This is a genomic window from Sphingobium limneticum, from assembly GCF_008710165.1.
In the GTDB taxonomy this organism is placed as follows: domain Bacteria; phylum Pseudomonadota; class Alphaproteobacteria; order Sphingomonadales; family Sphingomonadaceae; genus Sphingobium; species Sphingobium limneticum.
In genome coordinates this window covers 308124-334777 of record NZ_VYQA01000003.1, presented here as the reverse complement: position 1 = coordinate 334777, position 26654 = coordinate 308124, and the positions used below count along the sequence as shown (strand labels likewise).

Sequence of the window (26654 nt, the reverse complement as noted above, 5' to 3'; positions counted from 1 at the left end):
CGGCGCGGCATTAAATCTTCGTCATGTTTCAGAGGAATAGAAATTCCGCCAAGGCCTCGACCGCCGGCTTGTCGGTCGATCGCGGCGCGATCGCCTGGCGAATCTCGATCGAGGGCAGGGGCATGTCGAGCGCCAGCCGTTGCACGCCGCTCATCCGCCCGATGTCGCGCGCCAGCGGACCGAACGCCGCGAAACAGCCTGCGCCCTCGCGCAGCGCGGCGATGATCTCGAACATATTGTCGCTTTCCAGCAGCGGCATCATGTTGCGGAACCGCCCCTTGGCCAGCGCTGCCTCGATAATGTCGCGCATGCCGCTGCGCGTCTCCAGCGCCAGCATCGGCGTCAGCGCCAGATCGTCGCGGCTGACGCTGTCGGCGCGCGCCAACGCATGGTCGCTGCCGGCGTAGAGGTTCAACTGCTCCGACCAGCCATAGCGCGAACCGAAACCGCCCGGCTCCTCCAGCGCATAGAAATAGGCGATGTCCGCCCGCCCATTGGCCAGCGCGCTCGCGGCGTCCTGCGCCGTATGGACATGCAGGTCCAGCGTGATGGCGATATCCTCGTTCGCGGCCTCGAACGCGGTCAGGCCATCCTGAATCTGGCCGAACACCGGCGCCGGGGCGGCCAGCGTGATGACCTGTCGCGGTGGGCCGGCCGGGGCAACCGGCACTGGCGAAACGAGCGGGACGAACACCGGCGCGACGGGCTGGACTGGCGCTGCTTCCGGCACAGGCTCGGGGGCGGGGGCGGGCGGCGCTTCCTCCACCGGCGCGGGCGCGTCCTGCGTCAGCAGCGTCATCGCCTGCGCCGTCTTGCGCCCTGCCGGCGTCAGCCGCGCCATGCCATCCAGATTGTCGAACAATCGATAGCCCAGCCGCATCTCCAGCGACGCCAGATCCTGCAAGACCTGTTCGACGCCGACGCCCAGATCGGCGGCGCAGCGCGTCACGCTCCCCACCGCCACCATCTGCGCGAATATATCCAACTGGCGCAGGGAAGGACTGTTCATGTCCGGGATGTAGAACAAATGATGCAGGGGGTTAAGGGGCGATCTGCGCTTTATGGCGCAATCATGGTTGACGAGCGCCATCCGATAATGGCAGGGCGCTCTCCTGCCGGGCGGGTATAGCTCAATGGTAGAGCACTAGCCTTCCAAGCTTGTGATGCGGGTTCGATCCCCGCTACCCGCTCCACGGTTTTCGGCCATTTTCTGGTTGAGGAAGCTCCCGGCCGGATTTTCGGATAAGCACTGGATAAGCACACCGTTTGCGCCGTTTTCGGCGCGAATCTGTGGTATTGTGATCCCATGCTTCGGGGGGAATAGGCATGAGAATCAGCGTCGTCGTAATTCTGGCGGCAGGTATTGCCTTCGGCTCTGGCCTGACTGCGGCGCCGCTGATGGGGCCAAAGGGCGGATTTTCCACACTGTTATTCCGGCTGGAATACGACCCATCGAAAAATTGCTCCAAGCCTATACGGCCGTATGGCAACGATCGATACGCGTGGGACAGCTATAAGTCTGACGCGGCCCATTATATCCGTTGCATGCAAGAAGCGGCTGAGGCCGACATGAGCTACGCGTCCGAAGTGATCGCCGATGGCTACAAGGAAAAGGTGGCCGAATTCCGCCGCGAGGTAGAAAGAGGCTATTAAGCCTGGCGACGCACACCTTCTCCGCCAGCCGCAGTGTTTTCGCCAGCCGCAATGAATATTAGCCCCGCTTCCTCCAGCGCGGCCCTGATGGCGCCGACGCTGGTATCTCGCACGCTGTCACCTGCCTCGAACCGTTTCACCGTCGCCTGACCGACACTGGCGGCTTCGGCTAGCTGCGCCGACGTCCAGCCGAGGAGGGCGCGGGCGGCGCTGCATTGCTTTCCTGAAATAGACATTGATCCATTTAGTATCAATTTCAGGTTGATGCCAATCCCATGAATTGATACCAATTGGATCAGTTCCATAATGGAACAGCCGAGGCGGAAGCTCGCAACAACCGCCCCGGCCTGACCAATATCGTCATGAGGAGACGATCATGGCTGAAGCCACGATACCCCACCGCAAAATTACCGCCAATCCTTCACAGCTCGTTGACTGTCCTCCGGCAAGTGAGCGCACCCGCCTAGCGGCACCTCACAAAATTGAAGAAGGGCAGTCAGATATGCAGATGATGCAACCCAGCCAATTCCAGCCGGCATATGAGGTTGATGCAGCAGACGCGCTGTCACTGATCGTTCCAAAACGTCGGCTGGCACCGACTCAGGCATGGGATGATGCAGTCGAAGCATGGCGGCAGACGGACGCGGCGCGCAGGGCTTACGGCGATGAGATTTTCGATCCGGCGTGGGATGCAGCGCAACAGCAGCGCCAATTGGAGGAGCGCGAACTGCAGCGTCAGATTGACGAGATCCCGCACTACACCACCCAGCTATCTTATGAAGCCGATTCTGGCATACGGCACATGACGACTAGCAGTTCGGTGGATGTGCAGGCTGCTATGGTGTTTCATGTATATGACGACGAAGAGGATTTCACTCTGTGCTGTCGTGAGCTGGTGCGCGGCATCGGGCATAGGTTCGCAGCAGAGCAGGAAATTCGCGACAGTTTCGAATTCAGCTATGACGGCCCATATGATCCCGCGATTGAAGCTGAAATGAAGCGGCTGGAGCAACTCGATCAACCGGCCTGGGATGCAGTCATGAGATTTCCAGCTGCCACCCTCGGGGATTTGGTCGCGAAGGTCGAATTCTTGCGATCGCAGGAATGCGACGTTGACCATGCTGAACTGCTGACCGATCTCACGCGCATTTGGAATGTCAGCCAACCTGTCAAAGACATCAACGATGTAGCAAATTGGCAGGAAGCAATGGGGGCCTACGCGGCCGCAAAAGAGGCCTATGAACGAGATCGTTCGGATGAGCTTTGTAACGCGATGATCGATTCCGAATATCGCCTTCGCCGATTGCGGGCGCCTGACCTTGGCGCAATCGAATGGAAAATCCTTTCGCTGCAGTCGGAGGCGGAAGACGCCACGCTCGGCCAAGCTGAATTTGATGTCATTTTGGGTGACCTGCGGAAACTTCGCAAGGCCGAAGCGCTTGGCGCTGCCGCGTCGGAGATTTCGGTGGCGGCGTTGGACGATACGCCATTCATGTCCGCCTGCCGGCAGTTCATGGCAGCGTACGAGGAGCTCAATGCGGCTGATGGCGATGATGAAGACCGTCTTGGAGAGGCGTACCGTGCAGTCTTTCGCGGACTGATAGAAACCCGGCCGTCAAACGATCGAGAATTTCGGTTGAAATTTCTCGCCCTTTGGGGGGACGGCGGTGCGCCAAGTGAGGAAATCGCCGCAAGAATGGTCAGGGAAGCTAGTGAGATTTCCATACCATAATGAATATCGCCCCGGCCGCGGGTCGGGGCTTTATTCTGATGGCTGGACGATCTCTTCGGCGCTCTTCATCTGTTCATCCAGAAGGCGAGAAACCAACCCGTGTAGTAGCGATAGATCGAGCTCGCCTTGTTGGAGTGAGGCGTCTGCAGCTTTTAGTGCAGCCACATATTCCGGTCGAACTTCAACTATCCGTTCTGGTAACAGTTTTTGGCCTGGCAACCAGCCTCCAGACCTAAGACAAAGAACAAAGTAAGCCGAAACGCGCGCAGTTCTACCGTTGCCATTGACGAAGGGATGTATGTGGTTGAGCCGCCACAAGACATACGTTGCCAAGGTAACAGCATCATTTTCTTGCCAACTGCGATTCACGAGATTCGTGAACATTTGCATCATTGCAGGAACTTGGAAATGCGCAGGGGGCGAATACGCTGTCTCGCCTTGGCCTACGTACACAGGGCAGGGACGAAACTCTCCTGCGCTCACATGCAGGCACGATATGGCGTGATAGTTCAGCGCCTTTATGACCTCGATCGACAGCATAGGCTGACCGAGCGCCAGAGAGGCGTCCACCACCGATTGCAAAAAGCTGTATTGGCGATCGAGATTTTCGAGTGCCAATTTCTGATAGACTGGATTGTGCTCGCTTCCGACGAGCTCGAAAACGAACATGCAGGCTTAGCTGCGGCCGTCCTGGGAATCTAACCGGTCGAGCGCCTTCTCCACCTCGTGGCGGCTCATGTCGCTACCCTTGGGCATATTCCCGTAGACAAAGGAAACGCGTTGCTGGCGGCGTTCAGCCACAGAAACACCGCGCTGAGCCGCAGCGGACAAGCGATCGAGCAGGCTACGGTCGGTCATCAAGTTCGTCGGCATATCAAACTCCCATAGCGGCATAATCAGATCGAAATCTGATGATCCCGTTAACGCCATTCCCGCTGTTATGTTGCGCCCCTCTCGGCGATACGCCGTGTGACACAACGGTACACAGGGTGGAGCGATCGATCAACGAAATATAGAGATCAAACCAGCCGTTCCAAGCATGAAGCAGGAAAAATGCGACGAACTACGGAGCGGGCTCTCCTGGCCGCCACCAATATTCCTGATCCATCTCGCGCCTGGCGCGCGCCTCCATCGTCCTGAAGCGCTCCTGGTAATCCGGATCGACTTCCTTTTGCAGCTGGTCGAGAAGGATGCGTTCATAAGCCAGCCGCGCATACCAAAGAGATCCGCCAGGCGTGTAGCTGCGCGCGAACTGGACTGCCTCCCTGCCGACCTTAGTGTCTTTCGTCGGCCTTCCGCGCGCAGCTTCCCATGCATTGGACGCTCCCTCTATCGCGTTGCCGATCGTCAGCTTCCGCACGTCGTTGGCTGCTGCGACAGTTGGGCCGGCGAGCGTTTCCGCCATTCCGCGATCATAGCGGTTGACGTCGGAGAAGAGGAAATCGCCATAAATGCCAAGGCCGCCGCCCTGGAGGATCGCTGCGCCCCAAAATTCGCCAGCATGTTCGCCCGTCATGCCGATCGGTTCTTTGCCTTTAGCGATCTGCTTCAGCTGGTAGGCGAGGGCACCCATTGCCGTTGCGCCTATGAATAGATTCGCAGCGTATCCGGCCTTGGCCATTTTTCCCTTTTGCATAAGCGTCCGCTGCCCATGGGTGAACATCATCGTCACGCCGAAATTCTTATATTGCGCCACCGACCGGACCAGCTCGCCAACGAACGTGCCGGGCGGCGCGTCGGAGAAAAGCAGGGCCCGGCCGCGGACGCTCGCACCAGGCACGGCAAATTCGGTTTCGGTCTGGACCATTTCGAGCAGCCGCGTGGCCAGATCGTTCGCTATGCCTTCGGGAATGTCCCGGCGGCTGGCCAAGTCTTCGGGCCGGAGGAATGTTGCCCGCTGATGAGAATAGACGGGTGTCTTACGGACAATGTCCCATTCTTCCGCGCTAATGCCGTATCGGCTCAGCGTGTTTCGCAGCGGCTTGGGCAATGCCGCGAAACCGTTTGCGCGGTTATCAGCCATGAAGCCCATGAACTCCATGCCGAACGCCCATCGCCCTGCCTGCGTCCAGGGTGAAAGCATCGATGCGCGCATGGTGAAGTCGGAAAGCCGGCGCGCTATCTCCGGGCCTGCCACTTCGTCGGTGTAGCGCTGCTGGGCAGAGGCGATCGTCGACCAGTTTTCGGCGATCAGGCCCAGCCGTACTGCAAGCTTTTGATCTTCGGTGACCGTTGGGCGGAACAGCTTCACATAATTGCGAAGGATGCCGGTGAGTGGCAACCCACTGAACTTCGCTGCCATACGCTGAAAAGCAATGTCAGATACCGCAGTTAGAGACGCGCTCCCCAGCTGCGCAGATACGAGGAGTGACCGAGCGCCAGCGAGGGCGTTACCCCAGTTGCTATTGATCGGGGCATTGGCGCGTCCCGATAGGCCGGCCCACATATCGCGCATTTGCTTCACAGCCGATCGAGCTTTCTGGCTGCGCGTTCCCTTTCCTGTTTTCGCGTCTGCCTCCGCGGCCTGCTTCGTGATCATCTGTTCCATCCAGCGCATCGTCGCGCTGGGGTTTGGGCCGAGCACCTCCAGCGCCGCGACGTCGCGCGTCATGCCATCGATGTAGCCGAGCATGACGTCGAAGGGCGTGCCTTTGGAGAACCGGCCCTGATATTCGAGCCAGCCGTCGGCGTCTTTGAAGGCAAGATATCGCGGGTCGGCGCGCCGGTTACCCATCTTGCCGTTGATTGGCACCCCTGACGGCTCGACGCTGTTCCACCCTTGGGTCGATATGGTGTCGAACACTTGCCGCATCGTGCGCTCCACCTGCGCCGGCGTCATGGGCCGGCCGGTGAGCTCGTCATACATGCGGGACGGGTCGAGGCGTGGTGATACGAACGCGCGCCACTCGTCGAAACCGGCCTTGCGCACGGCAACCATGTCATGGGTTTGCGGCAGCCCCCAGTCCGCACGCTTGGCGACATGCCCGCCGGCCTGGTTAAACCGCTGGCGCAGATATTCCGCCGTTTCGCCCCATGCCTTGGCCAGCTCGCGCGCGCTGGCATTGTCCACCTTCTGGCCGAAAGACGCGCGGACGAGATCATCCATCTCAGCGTCGTTTCTGACCCGGCCGAGGAGATCGCGCCGGAAAGTGGCGAGCACCTCCGTCATGCGTCCATGGGCTTGGCCGAGGATCGATTTGCGACGGGCTTCCATATTCGAGAAGGTGGCCGCTTCGTCGCGATCGAAATGCGCAGTCGCAGCGGCTGCCCAGTCCTCCCGGCCCTTGGCGTCGCGATAGCTGCGGAGATTGCCCATGATCTCTCGCTGGCGGGACGCTTGCAGAAGGGTCTGCCTCCGCTTTTCCGCCGCCTCCCGCTTCATGCGCTCCAGCGCCCGATGCGTGGCCTGTGCCGCTGCCTCGTCGGCGCCCAGCTCATCGCCGATCGCGGCCCGGATCTCCTCGAAAATCTTGCGGGCTTGCTCTTCCCGGCCGGGATCGATCGCGCCGGTGGCCGCGAGGGTCGATAGGCATTTGTCGAGGCTCATAGCAGACAGGCTTCCACGGCTGAAATAAAGGCGTCGTCCGCATCATGCTCGGCGAACAGTTCCTGGAGCGGGCGCATGACCGGCACGGCCTGGCCGTCGGTCACGGCTTCCTCAATGGCGATCGCAGGCATGTCGTCCGCCACGACGCCGGCGCGCTCCAGCACGCTCGGCACATATTCGCGGGTTTCTTTGATCGGGATGCGTCGTGCCCATTCGGCATCGGTAATAGCCCCGGTGCGCGGGTCGCCGATCTTTTTGACCCACTGGTCTACACGGCCTGGTCCGGCGTTGTAGGCCGCGAGTGCCATCGAGACGTTGCCGTCATAGCGGGTCATCATGGCGTCGAGATAATCACGGCCGACGCGCGCGCGCTCCGCCTCGCTGCTATCGGCCGCCGGCCGGACGCCGAAACCGGGATCGGCATTCGTGCCCGGCATTACCTGCATTCGGCCCCGCGCGCCTTTGGGGCTGACCGCATTGGGATTGCCACGAGATTCCTGTCCTATCACGGCGCTGATGAGCCGGTCGCGGGGAATCGCTTGCGCCGGCGCGGCGCCAGCCTGCGGAGCAGCGGAAGCTGGGAGCCCGGGCGGCGGCGCTGCCATCGCTGCGCGGATGTCGTGGGTCAAGGCCGCAATCTGTTCCGCCTGACCAGGTCCGGCCGGGTCCGAGAAGGTGGCGAGCCGCTCCTGCACCGAAGGAGTCACAGGCGGGAGCGGCTCGCGGCCGGTAAACCCGTCATCAAGAGCTTGAGCCGTGGCAGCCTCAAGCGCTTCACGATGGCGGATCTGCCCGGATGGCGTATCTTCAAATGGATTCAGGCGATCGATCTCCAGATTTTCGGCCACAACATCGCGTGCAGCCTGAATTTCGGGATCGGGCATATCCTTGGTGGCAGCCAACAATTCCTCGTCGGAAAGGGTGCGGACGCGGCCGGGACGAAATTCTTGCCCCAGCCGCCGAAACCCTTCCACGCTGCCACCGACCACGCCCCCCAATACCCCCGCGGCTGTTACCGAAATGGCGGCCTCCTTTGCTGTCATGGGCACACCGATCTCTTCCCGACGCTGCGCTATGATGGGAAGCGTGACGGCTTCGGTTGCGGCATTTATCCCGGCCTCACGAAGGGCGGTGTTCAGGATTGAGCGAGAAGGCCCCCCGCCAAGCACCAGCGTCGCAAGGTTGACCGGGTCGGAGAAGCCGCCAGACAATGCGCCGGCGAACCCCCCGATGGTCCCCATTGTCGTGGCGCGGTCGCCGACGTCACCCTCTCGCTCCAGCTGCGCTTTCGCCCGCGCATTGATTTGCTGGATGAAAGCCGCGCGATCGGCGCCCAGTTCGGCGAGAAACTTCGGGTCGGAGCGGCGACGGCGCCCGATCTCGTCCCAGATCCGTTGCTCCTGGGCCGGGATCCCTCTGTCCCCTACGACCCATGCGCTGTTGCTCTCCCCGCGATAGGGGTTGGTGAACATCCGGTCGCGATCGGGGGAAACCAGCGTCCAGCCGCCAGCTTTGCGGAAGCCCTGATTCAGGCTTTCGATAACCGGCTCGTAAGCATCGGCCAATGTGAGATCCCGGCTGTCGGTGCGTCCAGCAACGCGGGTGGATCGATACGCCTCCCGAAAGTTGTCAAGGAAACCGGTGGCGGGACCGCTGGCGAAATCGGCTGGAGCTTGGCCTGTCTCGCCATCCTCCCCGAAGAAATAATCCTGCGGCATCTCAGAACCCCAGCCAATCGCCGACCTGTTGAAGGACGCCCTGCGGTGCCCGGCCGCGAAGGCGTGGGACCAAGGCATTCATATCAAGAATGAATTGCCCCTTTGGACCGCGCAGAAATTGCGTCCCGCGCTTGTCGAGCGCCACGGAGTAGCGGCCGCTGCCGGCATCAAAGAGGTAGCCGGAGCGCAGTGTTTCCAAATCTACAGGCTTGCCATTGCCGTACGTCGGCTTCGCGCCGATCGCCTTCAAATCATCGCCATTGATCCTGCCCATGAGGGTGCCGAATTCTTCAGGCGCGACGCCGGGCGGGAGGATGATATTGTTTCCACGGTAGCTGCCTAGGCCGCCGACGCGGCTTCCATCCCGTCCATAGGTTGCCCCAGCCGCGCGATTGAGCGCCTTACCCCATGTGTCGGGATCTACGAATTTGGGGTCGAGGCCGGCAGCGACTGCTTCGCTCGCATATATGGCCTGCGCAGATTTGAAGAGCGCTCCCCGCGTTTTGGGCGTGAATGCGAGTGCCGAGCCAAGCCCGGGCGCCGCCTGGAAAGCGTCCAGTGAAGGGATGGCGACGGCCTTATCTTTCCACGCCTGCTGCCCCGCGAAGATCCGTTCGGCAGTATCCTTGCCCCCCGGCACGGTCGCCGCCAGTCCGCCGGCATGGGCGAAGATCGGATCTGCACCGGAAATGCTGCCCAGCACGTCCCGGCCATAGCGACCGAAGCCCGTGACAATGTTCTCGGCGATCTTGCTCTTCTGCTGAGGGTTGGCCTTGGCAATCTGCCCCGCCATCAGCGTCGCTTCTTCGTCAGTCAGGAAAGTCGGTTGCGTTCCATATCGCTCCGACACAGCCAGGCTCGTCTTGATCCGGGCCTGCATACTGCGCGCATCCCGATAATCCACCGGCGCCAGCTGAGCCACACCGGCTTCCGCCGCCCACGATAGCGGATCAGATTTCAACCGCGCGCGCATCTTGCCTAGCAGCTGCTCACCTGCGTCGATGCGGGCGGCCTGCACCGGCGTCCGCTGGCCTTTTTCTCCACGCTGCTGGTTGAGCCAGCCCTGCAATTGATCCGGTCGCCACTGGCGGGCCTCGCTGGTAAAGGTCTGGACCTCTCCCGCCGAACGAAGACGCAATGCCAGGACCGGCTTGTCCAGCTGGTCTAGGCGAGAGGCGAGCTTGCCCAGTGAGGTGGCGTCGACTTCATGGCCGTTATCGATCATGTCGAGCACATCGCGGGCTTGCTCGGACACAAGCGCGGCCTCTTCTCGCTGTTCCTGCCGTGCCTGTGCCTGCATCCGGCGAGTTTCGGCAGCTTCAGCTGTCCGGCGGGTACGTATCTGATCCTGCACCGCGTCGACGTCTCCCGGCTCCATGCGTGCGCCGTAGACCTTCAGATACTGCTCACCTAGATCAGGGGCGACGTCCGAGAGGCGATTACCCGCCAGCCGCCGGGCGGCCGATTCGGTCTTCAGGCTCTCGATCGCTACCATCTCGGGCGACCATCCCTTGCGCTCACCCATCTTCCGGATTTCGCCCAAAGCCGTTGCGATATGCTTGTCGGCAACAGCCATGTCATCATACGCAGTGCCCGCGTCCGACACCGATAGGGCGATGCGCGCCGCCTGGGTATCGTCCTGCCAGCTATCGAACTCCTGTGCGACGTGGCGCGACACGAGAGACTGGGCTGATAGCATCCGCTGGTCGGCCACGCTGTCGAAGGCACGCTGCGCGATCGGCGTGCCGAGCGTGCCGCGCAGTTCGGACCGCCGACGGTCGATTTCCTTCATCGTTGGCTCAAATGCGTCCTTGGCATCCTTGCCTCGCTTGTTTCGCAGCCCGGTTTCCGGATCATCCATCGCACTTTGGATGAACGAGGCCAGTTGGTTGTCGGCCTCCTTAGCGCTGGTTTCCTCTTCCTCCGCGACGATGCGCGCACGCACCTGGGCATAGTCGCCGATCGCTGCCCCGGTTTTAATGAGCCCGGTGGCGACGGCGCCGAACAGGCCGCCGCTATTGTCGGCTGGACGGAAGCGAGCCTGCACCGGTTGGGCCGGGCCGACGGTGGGGCTGCCATATTGAGGAATGCGGGGCATCAGTGTTTCCCGTATTTGATTTTCAGTTCCCGATGCTGTTGCGCACCTCCGAGCGCGGTGGTGGCAACGCCGAAGACGCCGTCAACCAGTGCTCCGGATGCTGCCTGCCGGGATGCTTGGGCCTGAGAGCGATAATTGCTGCCCTCGATGTCAAACCCCTTCACGGCATTGGCGCCTTGGTCGATGATCCGCTGGGCATCTTCGCGGCCGAGCATCGCCGTATCCGCGGATAGATCCGCAGCGTTGCCGAATCCCAAATCGAGCCCGCCGGCCGCCATGGCGACACGCTGCTGCCCCTGGAGTTGAGCCTGCCGTCGCCAATGTGTCTGCAATTCCTGGCGTGTAGCGTCCTGCTGCGTGCGTGCGGCTTCGGCCGACAAGCGGGCGTTCTGATCTGCGACGTTTGCAGCGTAGCGGGATTGCGCGCTGGATTGAACGGCAGCGAAGCCGGTCCCAGCCGCAGAAATCGCGGTTCCGATTAGCGCGAGGGTTGCGACTGGGGCGCACATGGTCAGCGGGTCCACTTCATATCAGGTGTCCATCCGCTGGTCGGACGACGGATCGCCTCCGGTGGCGTGTAGACCCCAGCCGGTGGCGGCACGTCGGGCAACTGGCCAGTTCGCCGACATTCATTTGCAACACGCTCATCGTCGCGATGGCCCGTATTCCATGCCGCCCACTCTATCGGGTCGATCGGCTCAAACTTCCAGTCCAGCCCCTCTCGCTCGACGGCCTCGCCAACTTCGGCAATTCGATCTTCGGGCTGTGGCAGCTGGACGCGAACAAGGGCGCGCTGCTGGCTCATGATAGCTTCTCCCCGTGAGGGCAGAGGGAAACTGCGCGGGTTCGTATCTTCGCATTGACGTTTGCGACGAACGACGGGAGCCCGCCAACCCGATCATACTCAGCGCGCGCATTGGCGCTCGGCACAGTGGAGAAGGTGACGCCTTCCTTCGCGAGCAGGCCGGAAATCAACGCCACATCGCGGCCGTCGAATAGATCTTCCTGCAACGAAGCCAGAGATTGCAGGTGCCGCGCCTTGTCACCAGGCGCCACCGATGCCATCGAGTATAGTTGCTTGGCGCTGTCTTTGATGGTGGCCCCTGCTGCGTCATATTCCAAGACCAGACGGGCAAGCAGCTTGGCGGCATCCTGGATTTTTGCGATTATCGCCAGCCGGTTAACAAGCTGTCGGTCAATTTCGGCGATACAGGCAGCCTGCCCAGCCTGCGACCGGCTCGCTGCATCGCCAGCCGCACGCCGCCGTGCTTCCTGCCATGCAGCCTCCAGGCTGCGACGCCGGTTCTTCAGCGCGTCAAGTGCCACCAGCGCTTTGTCGACGTCATCCTGTGTCGTCTCGCCAAGAACCTGCTGATAGCCGGCACGGTGATGATAATCCTCGGCGACACGGATCTGCTGATCCAGCGCATCCCGCTGCGAGATATAGTCCTGCTCGGTGAAAGTCGTTTTGTCTGCCACGGTCGAAACTCCTCCTTGTCGATCGTCGCAGCGACGATAGGGTAGGGCTCAAACCTGTTGAATCGACGGAGGGAATTTGAAACGGATATTAGGAAAGCTGTGGCGCCTGACACATAGCGAGGACCAAGCAATACAGAGCGGGTTTCCAGAGCTACCCAAATCTGCGTACAGGCGTGGACCAGATGGGGATGGGATAGTCTACCGCATAGAGTCGGATAACGAAGCGATGATCCTGAAAGCGTCATTCCCGCTCGACCTGTGACGAGTTGCGCGGCGGCGTCTTACCTCCATGCAAGTGGCACCGGCCGTTTTGCATAGGTAGCTTCCGGCAAGCTTCCCCATTTCGCCTTTTGGCAGCGCAGATCGGCCGATCAGGCGACATTGCTACTGATCGCGCCGATGCTGTTGCGGAAATGCTCGAATGTACGGCCGTCGCCTCGCCGGGCTAATTCTGCTTCTATCAGCGTTCGATGATCCATCCCGTCAGCCCGTAAAGCATCAGAAGCTGCTTCGACTCGCCTGTTCCCTGCCTCGATCGCTGAGGCAATTGTCCGTTGCTCAGGCGTTTCCATCTGGCTGCGCGTCATGGAGATAAAGGCTTTCCACTTGGCGTCCCGCGGCTGGTCGGCCAGCTCAAGCAAAAGGTTTCCCAGGTCGCGACACTGTTCTTGCGTTGTCGTTTCTACCATGCCCACCAAGTCCCACGAATTCATTGGATCACTCCTTGTTTTGTGATGCCGCCAAGGCAGCAAGCCGTATTGCGATCTCGGTTGGAGAGAGCTCCTTGCGCGGCGCGCTGTCCAGCTCACCAATTTTCAGCATCGAGGAATCGCCGTATCTCTTCGGTGACAGACGGGCGGCTAGCCATTTGCGACTATCCACCCGGAGCCTCGAACGCTGGACATGTTCGTAATCGAGAACACGATCGTTCGTGCCGTCTTCACGCTGGCGGTCCATCCAGTCGTTCGTCGCGTCGTCGCTGATTTCGATGATCTCATCGGCAAGCGTCTCGGCATACAGCGCTTTCGACGCGATATAACCGGCCCGGAAATCAGGATCGGAAGCCAGCCAGCGCATAACTGTGGACTTGCTCGGCATTCCCTCCCGCGCGCAGATGCTGCGGACGCTTTCACCCTCCATGATGAGAATGAAAATCTCCTGTTTTGCGGCGGCGGGACGCTTCGCGCGCGTGCGCGTGCGTGCTGGTCCCAATGTTGGGGGCGGGGCGTCGCCATCAGGCATTAGTCGAGCTCGTCATATCGGTCGGATGAAAGAACAGGCGGCGCGGCAGGCGGGCAAAAGATAGGAGCCTCCCTCCCATAGGCCTTTGTGAGCAACCCATAATTGCGGCGTACCCAGTCCCAGTCTGGTTCCTGTCCGCCGTTGCGATATTTGAGCCAGGCCCGAAACTCGGCAGCCTCAATGTTCATCTGCGCGTGCTGGGCACTCATGATAGCTGCGGGTCTTTCCACGTATCGGCCTTTTCCATCGCCATGATTTCCGCAATTTTCGCGATACCCTTGGGCGTGAGCAGAACCTGTTCAACAAACTTCGCCGGTTGGCTCGGTCGCTCGATCCGCGTGACTTTGTGGGTAATAAGGCCAGCGGAGATCTTTGCTTGGTAGCCCAGCCACCGCGAACCACCCGATCGACGGTAGATCCACAGTCGTTGCCCCATCCAGCCGAACAGCGCGCGCGGGCCGGTATTAAGAGCTTTCGCTGCATCGGTAATGGATAGCGCGCCCTCTGCATGAGTTAGCTGTGCGAGTGCCGCCGCCTGGGTGGCCAACTCGTTGTTGCGATTTTCAAGCGCAAGGGCCCGGCCGGTATGTTCGAGCAATAGTCGCTGAAGGACAGCCGGGTCGCTTAGGTTTAATGGCGCGGCTGCACCGCCGTAATGCCCGGAGCGCCGGATCGATGGTAGAACTTCCGACGTCACCCACTTCGTGAAGCGCTTCGCGGCTGGCTTCCTGCTCCTCAACATGAGTTTGAACAGCCCGCTTTCATTGACGACGAGCAGGTCCGGGTTGCCGCGTCCACGATTAACATCCGGATTGCGGATGCTATCGCGCTCGTCGTCATCCAGCCGGGCAGCGGCATTGCCGACGTTCTGGATGTCCAGGACAGAGCAGACGTCCGCGAGAGCGAACCACGGCTGGCCATCCCGATCGCTGATCCGAACAGGGCGGCTCTCGAAATTGAAAGGGGTGAGGTCAGACATGAGCACCTCCAGTCTCAGCGCATGCCAGCCGCATGGAGGCGCGGATCGCCGCCACATCTTCCGGCGTGGCGAATTCATTGGCCGGAGCCCGCCACTCACGCTCATGTTTAAGAATTAGCGATTTGGCGCGGTTCACCCGCACCATCCGCTTGGCCCGGATCGGCGCGATCAATGCTTCGATCTCCGCGATCGTCGGGAAAAAGCGGCAGCTGCGCAGGATGGCATCAAACACAGCGTGAAGGTCCGGCAGCGCGTGGTGACGCAAAGCTTGTCGAAACGTCGCCATCCGCTCCTCGCTCTCGTCATCCGTGATGTCTCGGGGGGAGGGCATCATATTGGCAACGCGGGTTATCATGCGATTGATCTGCACGGGCGTTGCTGATGGCGGGATGCAAGCGTCGACATAGTCTCGAAACGCCCTGGCGCTTTTCGGGCCGACGATAGGCAGATCATTGAAGGTCAGCTTCTGATCGAGCAGCCTGCTCAGCCTCGAAGGCAAGGCCGGCTCTGACCAGCGGATTACTTGGCCCTCGGTTTGCGGAGTGATGGCGGTTATTGCGTTCATTGTCGCGTCGTCCGTATCGTCTGCTGTTGAGCACCCAAGTCGACCAGGCATCCTGCCAGTCTTTGAACCGCGAGCCCTTGGCCCGATGGTGCGCCGTGAAATGTTCAAGCTGGGCTTCGAGTTCGCCAGGCGGCCAGCCGTTCACTACATCGAGGCTCTTGGTGCCGACGCCAAACGTGACTGGGTGCCAATTATCAGGAAGCTCGCGCGCAGCCTGTGTTTGTCTACTTGGATGGTTCAAGGAGGGTTTGGGTCCAGCAGGTTGACCGGTCCCCCGGACCTCCTTGACCGGTCCAGTAGGTTGACCGGTCAGCCCTCTTGACCGGCGTGCGGCATGGCACGCCACCAATGGCAAAGCTTCCAGCGCACTCAGATTGATCCCATATTCAACCGTGTATCCGCGCAGATTGCCGCGCCGGCCGACCTCGCTGACCAATCCCTCCTCCAAAAAGCTCTTAATGGTGTCGATTACCGTCTGCTTGGAGCAGCACAGTTCATCCGCCATTGTCTGCTTCGAGGCGTAGACGCCGGAGCCATCGTCACTCGCTTTGTCGGCGAGCAGCACCATCACCGATTTGCGCATGGCGGTGCGAAGGTCGCGTTTATAGGCCATCGATATGATGTGATTGCTCATGGCTCCAGCCCTGACCGATCGACAATCCGCCAGCCGCGCGTCTGGCGAAGACCATCTGCCCAAGCGCGCGCCCTGCGATAGCCCGGAAACTCGGCGTCGAGCGGCTCGTCCGGCACCGGCGGCTGGACTATCACGTTGTAGCCATCGCAACCGGGCAGGGGCGTGATCTCAATACTGCGCGCAATCATGCGGCCCCTCCGAGAACCGTCGCCAAAGGATTGACGATTATCGGCAAGCCCATACGCACGTCATGCTCGCGCATGATCGACATGATGCAGTCGAGGGCGACTAAGGCGTCAGCTGGCGGATACGCTGCTGCTTCCTCGCCAAAGCCGATCTTCCGAGCGCCCCACAATTCTCCATCCGGGAACACGAGCCAGCCACGGAGCGGTTTGCTGGGAAATGCGATTACCTCACCCATGGCTTGGCTCAGCGCTTGCGATGGCGATTCGGCTGGGGTAGGATCTGGCGTTGTCGAAAATCATGATGGAGATGGCCCCTTGCTTGCCGGCGGGGGCCATTTCTTTTGGCGAGGCCCGCGCGATCACTGGGGCGCCTCTTGAAAGGTCGACAGGCGCGCCCGTTCGACCATCCAATCGTCGATATCGCTGCGCCGGTACCGGACTACTCGCGCTGAGATTTTGAAGTAACGGGGGCCGCCTCCGTCGCAACGCAGTTTGTTCCAGAAGTCAGGCGTGAGCGAGGTGTACGCCGCCACGTCTTGCACAGACATGTATTCAGCGAGGCTTGATGTATCCATCAGGCATCTCCCCGATCCGCAATCCGCCCTTCCACCCAGGCGTCGATCTCTCGATTGATCCAGCCGGTGGCCCGTTCGCCGATCTTGACAGGCTGCGGGAACTTGCCTGCGGAAATCATTCGGTACAGGGTGGGACGCGAAATGCCGGCGCGGTCGAGAACCTCCGGCATCCGCAATAGCTTAACAACATTTCCGTCCATGCTTTGACCACTCCGTCTCAAGGGTGCTCATGCTGTCTAGCAATGCCTCATAGACGGTTGAATCGACGTAAATAATCTTATTATATCAATGAGTTAAATGACAAAAATATTCACTTCCTAGCGTGTCAACAAATAAATTCAGACGCCACGGAAGCCTCGGTTATGGAATCTGGCGTAGCCTGAATTCCACCTTGCGCACCTGGTCGACGTACCTCGGGTCATCGTCCAGCACACCGCAAAGATATTCACCGTAGCGTTCTGCGGCTTCGCACTTCTCTTCGAAGAAATCCCAGTGCTGATAGTGGAGCGCCGTTTTCGACAAGTCCCTGTCTCTGTGGTCCTGAAGCCGGTCAATGATGCTGGATGCAATGCCCAGTGCCTGCATCACAGTCGCCATCGTCCGACGGAAATCATGGCTGGTCCAATGGGGCAGGGGCGAACCGTGAACTTCCTCGACCATGGCATCCAAATCGGCCTTTGCCGCGCTAAACCCGGCGACAGGCTTAACGCCTTTCGATGTGAACATCGGCCGATCATCTTCCGCGATCACGGTGCCGGCGGGAGGGGCGATACGGGGAAGGATTTCCACGACCCTCATTGCATACTCATTCAAAGGAACGAGAAAATCGCCGCGCTTGTCTGACTTCGGCCGCTTCATCTCGGCAGCGGGAATAAGGATCGCCTCGTTGTCTAGCTGAAACTGGCCCCACTTGCGGTTGGCCACGTCGCGAATTCGCAATCCAGTAGCGAGCTGCAGCTGAAACATGGTGCCGAAGGGGTAGCCCATTGCCAGTGCGGCTCGCCAGATGATTTTCAACTCTGGCCCGCTCAGGACCCGGTCGCGTACAGTCGTCTCCGCCGGGGCGGGCATGTCCTTCATTGGGTTCCAGGTGAAAATCGTCTCAGCGTTGGCCCAGTTGTACAGCTTCCGGAGCGCCTTATGGGCTGCGATCCCCGCCGATGGACTTCGCTCTACAAGTTTGGCGAGCGCAATGCGGATCTCATCGCGCTTCAGCTCGTCGATACGGCGATTGCTAAACAACCTACCAATGTCGCGTAGCGCTCTCTCAGTTCCTTCCCAACTGCGCGGCTGGTGCGGTTTCGCATATTCCGCGATGAATCGCTCTGAAAACTGATTGTAGGCTCGATCGTTTGCGATCTTCTTGGCGACGCCAGCTTCATCTTGCGCTTGCTGTTCTGCCAGCCTTTGCCTGGCGCGTTCCTCGAAGGGATCTATGCCCTTGCGCCGCATCCGAAGGATTTCCGCCGCCTCCTCGCGCGCCGCTTTTGGTTGCCATTCTGGACCATGCCGTCCAATTGTGACCCGTCTCGTTTTCGCGCTACCACCGGGTCGATACTGGACTATATAAGACTTCACTCCACCGCCTCGGACGCCGGGTGGAGTAACGGTGACACCGAAGCCCGCGAGCTCGGTATCCCAGACGGTAAGGCGCTTCTTGGGGTCCGGATCAGGCTCCAGCCTGTCAACGAATTCCTTGGTCAACTTCGCTTTCATCACACCTTCCAGATAAGCACTGGATAAGCACGCCATGGCCTATACCGTCATTTCCATTCCAACCATAGGCGGTGAAGGCATCGTAAAACAAACGGATTTCTCAAGCTTGTAGAATTATGGCCGATCATGCAGGGGGAATATTTCAAACCTTCCAAGCTTGTGATGCGGGTTCGATCCCCGCTACCCGCTCCAGCACTCTTCAAACCCCTGAAAATCAACGAAAACCTGCTCAAAAGCGGGTCACTTCGCGTGTTTGGGACACACAGGTGGGTTACATTGACCCGTCGAAAATCGATTTAACATCATAAAAAACGAGATATTCCTCGCAGCCGTGGGTCACAAACGATGGCCGCGCGGACTGTCGCTACGAGGATCGACCTTCCAGTTTTGGGTGCGCGTCCCGGTGGATCTAAGGGAGGATTTTGGGTGCAGCCATGTGAAGAGATCGCTGCGCAAGGACAGTCCCTCTATAGCGATCAGGCAGAGTCGACGCGTCGCGGCTGAGATCGATGTAATGTTTGAAGAACGACGTCGCGTAGCCGGGTTGCGATACGAGAAGAGTCTGCTCGCTTCGAATGATAATACCTGCTTCGTGGCACAGACGGGGCTGTCATCCATTGCATCCGTGAGTAGTGAGCCTGCGATGTCGTCATCGAGAGAGGAATAGCGTCCTGCTGCGCCTAAATTTTCTGCTATTTACCAGCGATATATCGATGATCCGACGCGCCGAAGGTACGCGCGAACAATGCTGGCTCATCAAACAAAGTGCCGGTTCGTCGAGGATGTCATCGGTGCCTCAACCTCGATCTCTGATATTATTCGGGAAACTTGTCGTGATCCGTTCGAAACGCTTCGTTGGCTGCCCGTGAAATTTAGCAAAATTTATGGCCATCTCGCCGAACGGGAAACAGCGGCGCTTGGGAAATCCGACGCGAAAGTCAAAACGATTAACCCAACGAATATCAATGGCTACATGGCTCGCTTCGCCAGGATGCTCAACTGGGCTGTTGCCGAAGAATATCTAAGCTGAAATCCGTCCAAAGGCTTGCGACTGGCACATGTCGTTCATCCTCAAGATCGGCGGCGGCCGCTTTCTCTCCAGCAACTTCAATGGATTTCCTCAGCCCCGGTATATTCCGGCTGCAAGGATGAGCAGGCCGGTTGTGCGGTATCGGGTTCGACCATCGCGACCGGCGCACGATATTGGATAGCGCTGTTGGGGCTGCTATCTGGCGCGCGATTGAATGAAATATGTCAACTCGACGTAGCTGATTCAGGCTTTATCGGCAACAGCCCTCTAGAATGCTCTACTCCGCTTCTATAAGATCGCCCCCGCTCAAGCCACCCTCCGAAAAGCAGTCTTGAATCGATGCTTTCGTGCCGCGCCAATCGTATTCTGTGCGCGGTTCCCAATATTGACTAACAATTCAAGATGTAGTTAGATTGCAACCCTTCAATCTATATTCTCAATACGTTAAACGAGGGTGCGTACTCGTTTTTCTAACTCAGCTAAATAGTGCCGCGCTATGACTGAAGGATGTTAATCAAAAGCTTGCTATTTATCACCGAGAGTCAACTCAACGAACTTTCGACAGGAAGCGACTCCTTGATCCCCATTCCCAAGAACAGATGGCTACAACCGTTGTGCAATGTATTCGGCACCAAGGACGCCGGGCCATCGCTTATTACGGACATAGCCATTTACCTCACCGAGAATGGTGAGAATGTCTCGCACCTCCTTGGCATTGGGAATCTCTAGTGAATTTGCCCACGCCACCTAATGCTAGGATTTTTTATCGCCTGCCTGTTGATTTTTCGGAGGCCAATCTGCGGAATGAATACACATGCAACGTGGCAATTCCAGATATTTTACCGTTGTTGCACAACGTATTTTAAATGGAACTGGTTAAAATTTACTACAAGTGCCAACTTTCATCCGATCGCCGTCGCAGATGCGAAATGATCAGCACGCCAATGAGATATGGGGTCGGCTGGGTTGATTACGGAGAGCACCCCACTGACCATCAGAGGCAATGATATTCGAGATCATCGCTGTGCCAGGTGTTTCGGCCCATAAAAATTCTGATAGTAATGGCCAGGAAAAAGCCGATCACCGCAATGGTAACACGATCCCACCAACCAAGCCGCTGACGCAAATCAGTCATCCAATCTCTCCTGCCGTTATATATTATCAATCTTTCTTGATTCCATTAAGTTCCCAATATGAGGCCAAAAAGTCAACGATGAATGAACGGGCTTTGCTCAACCGGACTGAACCGCGCCGGGTTTGCCGGAGGCTCCAACTCTTGAGAAGGTGGAGCCTGTATGAACAAGACGACGAACAAATTTGCGCCTGAGGTCCGCGAGCGGGGGGGCGGATGGTGTTGGACCACGAAGCTGATCATTTCTTACGCTGGGCTGCCATCGTTTCGATCTCAGAGAAGATCGGCTGTGTTCCGCAGACGTTATTTGAGTGGGTGAAAAAGGCCGAGGTCGATAGCGGCAAGCGTGCTGGTGTCCCGACCGAAGTTGCGGACAAGGTGAAGGCGCTGGAGCGCGAAGTCCGCGAGTTGCGGCAGGCCAACGAGATTCTCTGCAAGGCGTCGGCATATTTTGCGCAGGCGGAGCTCGACCGCCCGTTCCGGCGATGGTCGCCTTCATCGACGATCACCGCGATGCCTATGGGGTCGAGCCGATCTGCCGTGTTCTGCCGATCGCCCCATCCACCTACCACGAGCGCGTCGCGAAGCAGCAGGATCCAACACGCCTGTCGACGCAGGCACGACAGGATGCGGCTCTCAAGCCCGAGATTGCACGCGTGTTCGCCGAGAACTTCGCGGTCTACGGCGTACGCAAGGTCTGACGGCAGATGATGCGGGAGGGCTTTACGGTCGCCTGCTGTACGGTCGCGCGGTTGATGCGCGAGATGGGCTTGGCGGGTGTAATCCGGGGCAAGCCGGTTCGCACGACGGTCAGCGACAAGGCTGCGCCGTGCCCGCTCGATCACGTCAATCGCAGGTTCTATGCGCCAGCGCCGAACATGCTGTGGGTGTCGGACTTCACCTACGTCGCGACCTGGGCGGGGTTCGTCTACGTCGCCTTCGTCATCGACACTTACGCAAGGCGGATCGTGGGGTGGCGGGCGAGCAGAACGGCCCATGCCAGCTTCGTCCTCGATGCTCTCGAACAGGCGCTGCATGATCGCCGGCCGGCCCATCGTGGCGACCTCATCCATCATAGCGACCGTGGGTCTCAATACGTGTCCATCAAGTACACCGAGCGCCTCGCCGAAGCCGGGATCGAGCCGTCGGTCGGCAGCGTCGGAGATAGCTACGACAACGCTTTGGCCGAGACGATCAACGGCCTTCACAAGGCCGAGGTGATCCAGAGGCGCGGGCCGTGGCGCAGCTTTGAGGCCGTCGAATACGCCACGCTCGAATGGGTCGACTGGTTCAACCATCGCCGGCTGCTGGAGCCTATCAGCAACATCCCGCCTGCCGAAGCTGAAGATCAATATTATGCTGCCGCAAACGACCTCGATATGGCAGCGTGACTCACAACCCAACGCCTCCGGCAGACCCCGCGAGGTTCAGTTGGCGTTGCTCCACTCATCGACGGTGACGGGTTTGGCGCACTGCTCGCTGACAAGGCTTTCGACGACACGATATTTCACCGATCTCAACAAGTGGGATCCAAAAGTCGCCATCTCACAGTACCCGCGATGCGCCAAACCCATTCCAATCGATGTTGACACGTACAGGCGGCGCCACCTCATCAAGAGTTTCTTCTGCGATCCCAAGGAATTCAAACGCATCGCTTTGCGCGCCTGCCAAATAAACCGAAGCTTCGAGGCCGTGTTTTACCTCGCCCGCACCCGTCATCAATTCTCGATGAGCCCCCACACGCCTTAAAGCTTCACCAGAAATAATGTCCATGTTTGAAGGCAGCGCAAAACGCTGTCGGTGGTAAGAATGATTAAAGCCCTTGACCTGATTTCAGTCGCAATAGACTATTGTGTAATGATACCAATCGAACGCGCCGCTCGCGCTCTAAGCAAACTCGACAGCAACTCCGAGGACGGATGGCAAGATTGTATACCGCAGACTCTCGCAGTGCTAGAGGCTTTTCACGAGCCGAGCCAGCCAATGCGAGAGGCCGGAGCCGAAATCTTCCGCGTAGTGCAACCCGATCATTCCGAAGCTGCTGCGGAAGACGATGCCGCCACAGTGTGGCGACTAATGATTGATGCGATGCGTACTGGCGTCGACAAAGATTAGATTGTCCTGTCACCACCCATGCAATGATGCAGATTGCTGCCACAGGCGTGGCCCAATTTCTCCACTGATCCAGCTTGGGCTAAGCGCGCAGATCAAGCGCAACCCCTAATTAAGGCTATTCCCGCGTCGGACCGCGCCGTAGCGCTCGAATCTAGCGACATTCGGCGTGCGCGATTTCAGATAGGATGATCCTACAGTGTAGGCCATCCACCAACTAGCAGGCAGTCAGGCGACATGAGTCTAGGCGAAGAGCGTCATGATAGCGTGCTAAAATACTTCACGCCTAACGCATGTTTTGCGAAGGTGAGTTATGCAAGGCCTTAATAGGCAGGAGGCGACAATTGAAGATGACGATATTAAGCGGATCAGACCATATCCGATTTCCGACCATGATAAATCATAAGGCCTATGCAGATAGGCACGGATATCGATATTTCTTCGATGTCTCGCCTCGTCGTGACAGGATTAATATATATTATCACAAGTTGGCGGCGGTTGCGGATGCTCTACCATATACAGAATGGCTATTCTGGATCGACGACGATGCCGCCTTTACACAGCTAGATATTTCCTTATGTACGATCGTTCCTGAATTGATGTGTCAAGACCTAAGTGCGATATTTTGCGCAAGTCCGGTGAATCCTGCTGGTGGCTGGACATTCCTTTCTTCGGGTAACTTCTTCATCAGAAATGACGCGCATGGCCGTAGGCTCATCCAACTTGCGTTGCAGACAGACCTTCATGAAGTCCAATCTTGGTGGGATCAAGAAACCTTGGGAATTTTCACGCATGGTGATCAAGATGCGCTTGTATATAACATCAATGAAAATGAAGAGATAGGGTCACGCGTAGCCATTTTAGATTATCAAAGGTTTAACACAAGGCCTTACCATTTCGATAGCGCGTCGCAGCACTTTCTCGTGCATTTTACGAATCTCCCGAAAACAACCAAAGAGGCTCAGATGGCGGATTTTTGTTTCAGGTACAATCTAACTCCGCATCTCTTGACGAACGAAGATTTTGCACCTTACGCATCTTATGATGACGCGCAGAGGAAGTCCGTGCCCTGGCTTGGGTAAAAGCGGATCATCTCGCCTAATACCATTCGACGCGCGAGTGGTAGTAGGGGTTACGGCCATGAGTAATCCCAACAAATCGGACCTGTAATTACTCCTTTTATCTGCGCTGGTCGGATCATTTATCACGTTTATAGCCATGTTTGCTTATTGAACGACCGCTAGACGGTATAGTCAAATTTGAGGCAGTACTGGCTATGGGAATATGGACCATTCCGATAAAGCTGTTGGCCAATTGATCTTAGCGGGTGGCAACGGCCCGATTGATTTTGAGGTAGCCGAACTTGCGCTCGATGCGGCTCCGCTGCTCGTAGAGCCCCGGCCATACTCGATCTTCAAGCCGCGGTTTGATCTGCCGGGTATGACGGGTTCAATCTTTCGCTCTGCGAGATCGGCGTGAATGGTACCGGGTTCGTAGCCCTTTTCAGTGCGCTGCCCAAGCATGTGCGCCGATTGAGGTGCCGTAGATGCTATATTGCCGCTGTCGGCCGCGACCTCGTCGAGCGTCAATCGCCACGGCCTCCCATCCCGCCTTTTTCCCAGCGGAGGAATCGCCGATTAATAGTCTTACAACTGCCGTATGTGGGCGGAACGTCACACCACGGAGCCCGCATCGAAGCTGCCAGAGGATGCCGTTGATGATATAGCGGTTCTGCTCGGGATGTCTGCCTCGGCCTCGGCCACGGTTCTCGGGCTCGATTGGCAGCAAGCCCTTCAGAATGCGCCATTCCACCATCGGTGAGATCGCCTCTGCTCAAGCTTGCCTCCAAAAAGCAGCCTTGAATGAAGCCATATGTTCCACGTCAATCATCTCAACGCAAGTGGTTGTCGAAGCCGGCTGACATTGCAATCATGTTCGCCTGGAGGATTCGATGGCGTTAGTCGAAGTATTTGAGGGCTAGGATTTGGAAAAGCTGCTGTTCGTGGCTGAGTTCGACTTCCTGCAGCGTGTTGGCGAACATCTGGTCCGAGATATAGATGGCTATTTTCGCTATTGTCACATCGTCAAAATCTGGCACCGGCAAAACGCACCGGACGGTGAGTTTCGGGCGTGTCTACTCGTCACGATCGACGATTGATGATCCCGAATTTGTCCACGCCGCCTAGACTTCATGAGAATCTGTGTCACGTGGGTAAAATCACGCGGGATATCTCAACCCCCTGGGATCTCCCTATCAATAGACCCTGATTTCATTTTCAGACCCGGCCCCATGGTAACGGTCTAGGATCAAACGAGACTAGAGGCCCCATGATCATCGGATATGCCCGCGTCAGTTCGACGTCGCAGTCGCTCGATATCCAGCATGAAGCGCTGGCCGCCGCCGGGGCCGAGAAGATTTTCTTCGAGAAGGTGTCGGCACGATCGACCACCGATCGTGAGCAACTTATGCTGGCTATGTCCTTCGCACGTGAAGGCGACGCCCTGATCGTGACCCGCCTTGATCGTCTGGCCTGCAGCGTCGGCGACCTTCACCGGATCATTGAAGTGCTGACCAAGAAGGGCGTGGGCTTCAAATGTCTGAACCAGCCCGGCGTCGATACCGACACCAGCACCAGTCACCTTATGCTCGCTATGCTTGCCGCCGTGTCCAGCTTTGAGGCAGGCATCTGGCGTGAGCGCGAGGTGGAGGGCGTTTGGATGGCGCGGGCCGCCGGAAAATATCGCGGGCGCCCTGCCAGTATTGATCCCATGAAGATCAAGGAACTCAAGGCTGGTGGCATGGGTGCCGCCGCGATCGCCAAGCAGATGAGGATCTGCCGAGCATCGGTCTATCGGGCACTGGCTGCCTGATAGGTGTTCAATCGGGACTCCACCTCCACACCCACGGTTATCACCAGCATCGGGCCGGTACCATGGCGCCAATCGTCGGCTCGGTATCGTCCAGCCACGTCGTGATCAACCATGGCCGCTCATGCTTCGGGGGACCGTCGATCCACATCACGGAGAACAGCATATGACATCACGCTCGAAGAGGCCGAAGGCCGTCTTGGTACCCAATGCTTGCCCAATGATCAGGGGGAGAGCGTTGCCGGTATCGTCAATCATATCGGCTGCAAAGCTGGTTACGATGCTGAGGAAATGATGGGGGAGGACGCTGGTTCAGGAAAGCCCGCCAAAGCCACCCAACAGTTCCCCGCTACCCGCTCCAGCCTTAACCGACATCCCCCGCAGGCGGTCCCGAACTGCCTCGCTCGACCAGCGTGAACAGGAATTCCGGTGCGTCGCTCGGGCCGTTGGCCAGCGCGTCGATGACGGATCGGCCCATATCCTCCAACGGTTGGCGCACGGTGGTCAGCGGCGGCCAGGATGTCAGGCTCGCCGTCGTGTCGTCGAAACCCGTCACCGACAGATCCTCCGGCACGCGCAGGCCGATGCGATGCGCCAGCGTCAGCACGCCCAGCGCCATTTCGTCATTGGTGGCAAAGACTGCACTGGGCGGCCGGGGCAGGGCCAGCAACGCTTCGCCTGCCTCGATGCCCGACGCGAAATCGAACCGCCCCTCCACGAACAGGCTTTCATCGACGGCGATGCCCGCCGCCGCCAGCCCGTCGCGAAATCCCTCGACCCGGCGCAGCGCCGCGCGGTGGCTGGGGGGCGGGGTGATGACGCCGATGCGGCGATGGCCCAGGCCAATCAGATGGTCGGCCACCATCCGCCCCGCCGCGCGCTCGGGCGTGTGGATGGTGAAGCTGGCCGCCGTCACCGACCCCGCGATCCGGGCGCAGGGCAGCTTCATCTCCGCCAGTCGCGCCAGCAGCCCTTCATCGTCCGATAGCGGCGGGACCAGCAGCACGCCGTCCGGGCGCAGTGCCCCGACCAGCCGCTCCAGCACCTCATAGCGCTCCTCGCCACCGATCGAGATCGGCTCCACCACCAGATGATAGCCCAACTCGCGGCAGCGCCAGGCCGCGCCGATCTGGATGCGGCTGACATAGCCGGGGGCGGGGTTGTTGTAGAGGAAGGCGATCATGAACGATTTGCCCCCGGCCAGCCGCCGCGCCGACTGGTTGGGGCGATAGCCCAGTTGCGCGATCGCCGCGTCCACACGCGCTTGCAAGGCGGGGCTGACATTGGGCGCCTTGTTGACGACGCGCGATACCGTCTTGATCGAAACCTGGGCGAGCGCGGCGACGTCGTGGATGCTGGTCATGGATAAACCATGGCGACAGCCGATGG

Annotated in this window: 33 protein-coding genes, 1 tRNA gene, 1 pseudogene and 1 other annotated feature; of the genes and pseudogenes, 12 read left to right on the top strand and 23 right to left on the bottom strand. The window is 59.0% G+C overall.

Going from position 1 to position 26654, the window contains the following annotated elements; all coding sequences use genetic code 11:
• Nucleotides 1-28: 28 nt before the first annotated feature.
• A complete protein-coding gene (locus F4U95_RS06345) occupies nucleotides 29-1009 on the bottom strand; it encodes a LysR family transcriptional regulator (RefSeq protein WP_150425002.1) in 981 nt (326 codons plus the stop codon).
• 110 nt (nucleotides 1010-1119) lie between these two features.
• On the opposite strand from F4U95_RS06345, the gene F4U95_RS06340 reads away from it, so the two are divergent.
• A tRNA-Gly gene (locus F4U95_RS06340) sits at nucleotides 1120-1193 on the top strand.
• A gap of 133 nt (nucleotides 1194-1326) precedes the next feature.
• On the top strand, nucleotides 1327-1653 hold the full coding sequence (locus F4U95_RS06335; protein WP_150425001.1) for a hypothetical protein: 327 nt from the start codon (nucleotides 1327-1329) through the stop codon (nucleotides 1651-1653).
• Here F4U95_RS06335 and F4U95_RS06330 read toward each other — a convergent pair.
• On the bottom strand, nucleotides 1650-1958 hold the full coding sequence (locus F4U95_RS06330) for a helix-turn-helix domain-containing protein (protein WP_246171508.1): 309 nt from the start codon (nucleotides 1956-1958) through the stop codon (nucleotides 1650-1652). The two genes, F4U95_RS06335 and F4U95_RS06330, sit on opposite strands and share 4 nt — an antisense overlap.
• 71 nt (nucleotides 1959-2029) lie before the next feature.
• Between F4U95_RS06330 and F4U95_RS06325 the strand changes: the two genes are divergently transcribed.
• Nucleotides 2030-3385: a hypothetical protein gene (locus F4U95_RS06325; protein WP_150425000.1), complete on the top strand. Its 1356-nt coding sequence runs from the start codon at nucleotides 2030-2032 to the stop codon at nucleotides 3383-3385.
• Between the two features lie 30 nt (nucleotides 3386-3415).
• Here F4U95_RS06325 and F4U95_RS06320 read toward each other — a convergent pair whose 3' ends face one another.
• The 3 genes from F4U95_RS06320 to F4U95_RS06310 all read right to left on the bottom strand — a co-directional run bounded on the left by F4U95_RS06320 (nucleotide 3416) and on the right by F4U95_RS06310 (nucleotide 6323).
• Nucleotides 3416-4054, bottom strand: a complete 639-nt coding sequence (locus F4U95_RS06320; protein WP_150424999.1) for a Fic family protein — start codon at nucleotides 4052-4054, stop codon at nucleotides 3416-3418.
• Between the two features lie 6 nt (nucleotides 4055-4060).
• Nucleotides 4061-4243, bottom strand: a complete 183-nt coding sequence (locus F4U95_RS06315; protein WP_150443120.1) for a hypothetical protein — start codon at nucleotides 4241-4243, stop codon at nucleotides 4061-4063.
• A 205-nt stretch (nucleotides 4244-4448) separates the two neighbouring features.
• A complete protein-coding gene (locus F4U95_RS06310) occupies nucleotides 4449-6323 on the bottom strand; it encodes a hypothetical protein (RefSeq protein ID WP_150424997.1) in 1875 nt (624 codons plus the stop codon).
• 3 nt (nucleotides 6324-6326) lie between these two features.
• Between F4U95_RS06310 and F4U95_RS06305 the strand changes: the two genes are divergently transcribed.
• Nucleotides 6327-6914, top strand: coding sequence for a hypothetical protein (locus F4U95_RS06305; RefSeq protein WP_150424996.1), 588 nt, complete (start codon nucleotides 6327-6329; stop codon nucleotides 6912-6914).
• A 14-nt stretch (nucleotides 6915-6928) separates the two neighbouring features.
• Here the strand turns inward: F4U95_RS06305 and F4U95_RS06300 are convergent, their stop codons facing one another.
• Genes F4U95_RS06300 through F4U95_RS06290 form a run of 3 tightly spaced genes read right to left on the bottom strand, consistent with a single transcriptional unit; the run spans nucleotide 6929 to nucleotide 11272 of the window.
• Nucleotides 6929-8650, bottom strand: coding sequence for a lytic transglycosylase domain-containing protein (locus tag F4U95_RS06300; RefSeq protein WP_161600379.1), 1722 nt, complete (start codon nucleotides 8648-8650; stop codon nucleotides 6929-6931).
• A 1-nt stretch (nucleotide 8651) separates the two neighbouring features.
• Nucleotides 8652-10748, bottom strand: a complete 2097-nt coding sequence (locus tag F4U95_RS06295; protein ID WP_150424994.1) for a hypothetical protein — start codon at nucleotides 10746-10748, stop codon at nucleotides 8652-8654.
• The gene (locus tag F4U95_RS06290; protein WP_246171507.1) at nucleotides 10748-11272 is read right to left on the bottom strand and encodes a virion core protein, T7 gp14 family; all 525 of its coding nucleotides are present in this window, start codon (nucleotides 11270-11272) and stop codon (nucleotides 10748-10750) included. Before F4U95_RS06290 ends, F4U95_RS06295 begins: the two co-directional genes overlap by 1 nt.
• Nucleotides 11273-11403: 131 nt before the next feature.
• Between F4U95_RS06290 and F4U95_RS24895 the strand changes: the two genes are divergently transcribed.
• Complete coding sequence (locus F4U95_RS24895; RefSeq protein WP_211363950.1) at nucleotides 11404-11571, top strand: hypothetical protein; 168 nt, start codon at nucleotides 11404-11406, stop codon at nucleotides 11569-11571.
• Here the strand turns inward: F4U95_RS24895 and F4U95_RS06280 are convergent.
• The 12 genes from F4U95_RS06280 to F4U95_RS06230 form a co-directional block, all read right to left on the bottom strand.
• Entirely contained in the window at nucleotides 11550-12227 is a 678-nt protein-coding gene (locus tag F4U95_RS06280) for a hypothetical protein (RefSeq protein ID WP_150424992.1), read from the bottom strand. The two genes, F4U95_RS24895 and F4U95_RS06280, sit on opposite strands and share 22 nt — an antisense overlap.
• 241 nt (nucleotides 12228-12468) lie before the next feature.
• Nucleotides 12469-12609: an HGGxSTG domain-containing protein gene (locus F4U95_RS25525; protein ID WP_425505036.1), complete on the bottom strand. Its 141-nt coding sequence runs from the start codon at nucleotides 12607-12609 to the stop codon at nucleotides 12469-12471.
• The gene (locus F4U95_RS06275; RefSeq protein ID WP_150424991.1) at nucleotides 12599-12940 is read right to left on the bottom strand and encodes a hypothetical protein; all 342 of its coding nucleotides are present in this window, start codon (nucleotides 12938-12940) and stop codon (nucleotides 12599-12601) included. Before F4U95_RS06275 ends, F4U95_RS25525 begins: the two co-directional genes overlap by 11 nt.
• 4 nt (nucleotides 12941-12944) lie before the next feature.
• A complete protein-coding gene (locus F4U95_RS06270) occupies nucleotides 12945-13469 on the bottom strand; it encodes a terminase small subunit-like protein (protein WP_150424990.1) in 525 nt (174 codons plus the stop codon).
• A 205-nt stretch (nucleotides 13470-13674) separates the two neighbouring features.
• On the bottom strand, nucleotides 13675-14448 hold the full coding sequence (locus F4U95_RS06265) for a phage antirepressor (protein WP_161600378.1): 774 nt from the start codon (nucleotides 14446-14448) through the stop codon (nucleotides 13675-13677).
• Nucleotides 14441-14818, bottom strand: coding sequence for a hypothetical protein (locus tag F4U95_RS06260; RefSeq protein WP_150424988.1), 378 nt, complete (start codon nucleotides 14816-14818; stop codon nucleotides 14441-14443). The genes F4U95_RS06265 and F4U95_RS06260 overlap by 8 nt, the downstream gene beginning before the upstream one ends.
• 79 nt (nucleotides 14819-14897) lie before the next feature.
• Nucleotides 14898-15647 carry a helix-turn-helix domain-containing protein gene (locus F4U95_RS06255; protein WP_150424987.1) on the bottom strand — a complete coding sequence of 250 codons (750 nt, stop codon included), beginning with the start codon at nucleotides 15645-15647 and terminating at the stop codon, nucleotides 14898-14900.
• Nucleotides 15644-15835 (bottom strand): hypothetical protein, encoded by a 192-nt coding sequence (locus tag F4U95_RS06250; protein WP_150424986.1) that lies wholly within the window; start codon nucleotides 15833-15835, stop codon nucleotides 15644-15646. Before F4U95_RS06250 ends, F4U95_RS06255 begins: the two co-directional genes overlap by 4 nt.
• Nucleotides 15832-16068, bottom strand: a complete 237-nt coding sequence (locus tag F4U95_RS06245; RefSeq protein ID WP_150424985.1) for a hypothetical protein — start codon at nucleotides 16066-16068, stop codon at nucleotides 15832-15834. The genes F4U95_RS06250 and F4U95_RS06245 overlap by 4 nt, the downstream gene beginning before the upstream one ends.
• 123 nt (nucleotides 16069-16191) lie before the next feature.
• Nucleotides 16192-16407: a helix-turn-helix transcriptional regulator gene (locus tag F4U95_RS06240; RefSeq protein ID WP_211363949.1), complete on the bottom strand. Its 216-nt coding sequence runs from the start codon at nucleotides 16405-16407 to the stop codon at nucleotides 16192-16194.
• Entirely contained in the window at nucleotides 16407-16577 is a 171-nt protein-coding gene (locus tag F4U95_RS06235; protein ID WP_246171506.1) for a helix-turn-helix transcriptional regulator, read from the bottom strand. Before F4U95_RS06235 ends, F4U95_RS06240 begins: the two co-directional genes overlap by 1 nt.
• A gap of 190 nt (nucleotides 16578-16767) precedes the next feature.
• Complete coding sequence (locus F4U95_RS06230; protein WP_161600377.1) at nucleotides 16768-18123, bottom strand: tyrosine-type recombinase/integrase; 1356 nt, start codon at nucleotides 18121-18123, stop codon at nucleotides 16768-16770.
• 331 nt (nucleotides 18124-18454) lie between these two features.
• On the opposite strand from F4U95_RS06230, the gene F4U95_RS25520 reads away from it, so the two are divergent.
• Together F4U95_RS25520 and F4U95_RS06225 are read left to right on the top strand one after the other, a co-directional pair.
• A complete protein-coding gene (locus F4U95_RS25520) occupies nucleotides 18455-18790 on the top strand; it encodes a DUF6538 domain-containing protein (RefSeq protein ID WP_425505035.1) in 336 nt (111 codons plus the stop codon).
• A gap of 78 nt (nucleotides 18791-18868) precedes the next feature.
• Nucleotides 18869-19153, top strand: coding sequence for a hypothetical protein (locus F4U95_RS06225; protein ID WP_150424982.1), 285 nt, complete (start codon nucleotides 18869-18871; stop codon nucleotides 19151-19153).
• Between the two features lie 994 nt (nucleotides 19154-20147).
• Here F4U95_RS06225 and F4U95_RS24570 read toward each other — a convergent pair.
• Nucleotides 20148-20288, bottom strand: a complete 141-nt coding sequence (locus tag F4U95_RS24570; RefSeq protein WP_161600376.1) for a hypothetical protein — start codon at nucleotides 20286-20288, stop codon at nucleotides 20148-20150.
• A gap of 160 nt (nucleotides 20289-20448) precedes the next feature.
• Here F4U95_RS24570 and F4U95_RS06220 point away from each other — a divergent pair.
• Nucleotides 20449-21676: pseudogene (locus F4U95_RS06220) on the top strand (IS3 family transposase).
• Nucleotides 20729-20845, top strand: a sequence feature (AL1L pseudoknot). It overlaps the preceding pseudogene by 117 nt.
• 154 nt (nucleotides 21677-21830) lie before the next feature.
• On the opposite strand, the gene F4U95_RS06215 reads toward F4U95_RS06220, so the two are convergent.
• Nucleotides 21831-22058, bottom strand: a complete 228-nt coding sequence (locus F4U95_RS06215; RefSeq protein WP_150424981.1) for a hypothetical protein — start codon at nucleotides 22056-22058, stop codon at nucleotides 21831-21833.
• A gap of 689 nt (nucleotides 22059-22747) precedes the next feature.
• On the opposite strand from F4U95_RS06215, the gene F4U95_RS06205 reads away from it, so the two are divergent.
• From F4U95_RS06205 to F4U95_RS06190, 4 genes are all read left to right on the top strand, one after another.
• Nucleotides 22748-23479 carry a glycosyltransferase family protein gene (locus F4U95_RS06205; RefSeq protein ID WP_246171512.1) on the top strand — a complete coding sequence of 244 codons (732 nt, stop codon included), beginning with the start codon at nucleotides 22748-22750 and terminating at the stop codon, nucleotides 23477-23479.
• 202 nt (nucleotides 23480-23681) lie between these two features.
• Nucleotides 23682-23876: a hypothetical protein gene (locus F4U95_RS06200; RefSeq protein ID WP_150424979.1), complete on the top strand. Its 195-nt coding sequence runs from the start codon at nucleotides 23682-23684 to the stop codon at nucleotides 23874-23876.
• A 505-nt stretch (nucleotides 23877-24381) separates the two neighbouring features.
• Nucleotides 24382-24555, top strand: a complete 174-nt coding sequence (locus F4U95_RS24565) for a hypothetical protein (protein ID WP_161600374.1) — start codon at nucleotides 24382-24384, stop codon at nucleotides 24553-24555.
• Between the two features lie 170 nt (nucleotides 24556-24725).
• Nucleotides 24726-25268: a recombinase family protein gene (locus F4U95_RS06190; protein WP_150424977.1), complete on the top strand. Its 543-nt coding sequence runs from the start codon at nucleotides 24726-24728 to the stop codon at nucleotides 25266-25268.
• Nucleotides 25269-25629: 361 nt separating this feature from the next.
• On the opposite strand, the gene F4U95_RS06185 is transcribed toward F4U95_RS06190, so the two are convergent.
• Entirely contained in the window at nucleotides 25630-26628 is a 999-nt protein-coding gene (locus F4U95_RS06185) for a LacI family DNA-binding transcriptional regulator (RefSeq protein WP_150424976.1), read from the bottom strand.
• Nucleotides 26629-26654 lie beyond the last annotated feature (26 nt).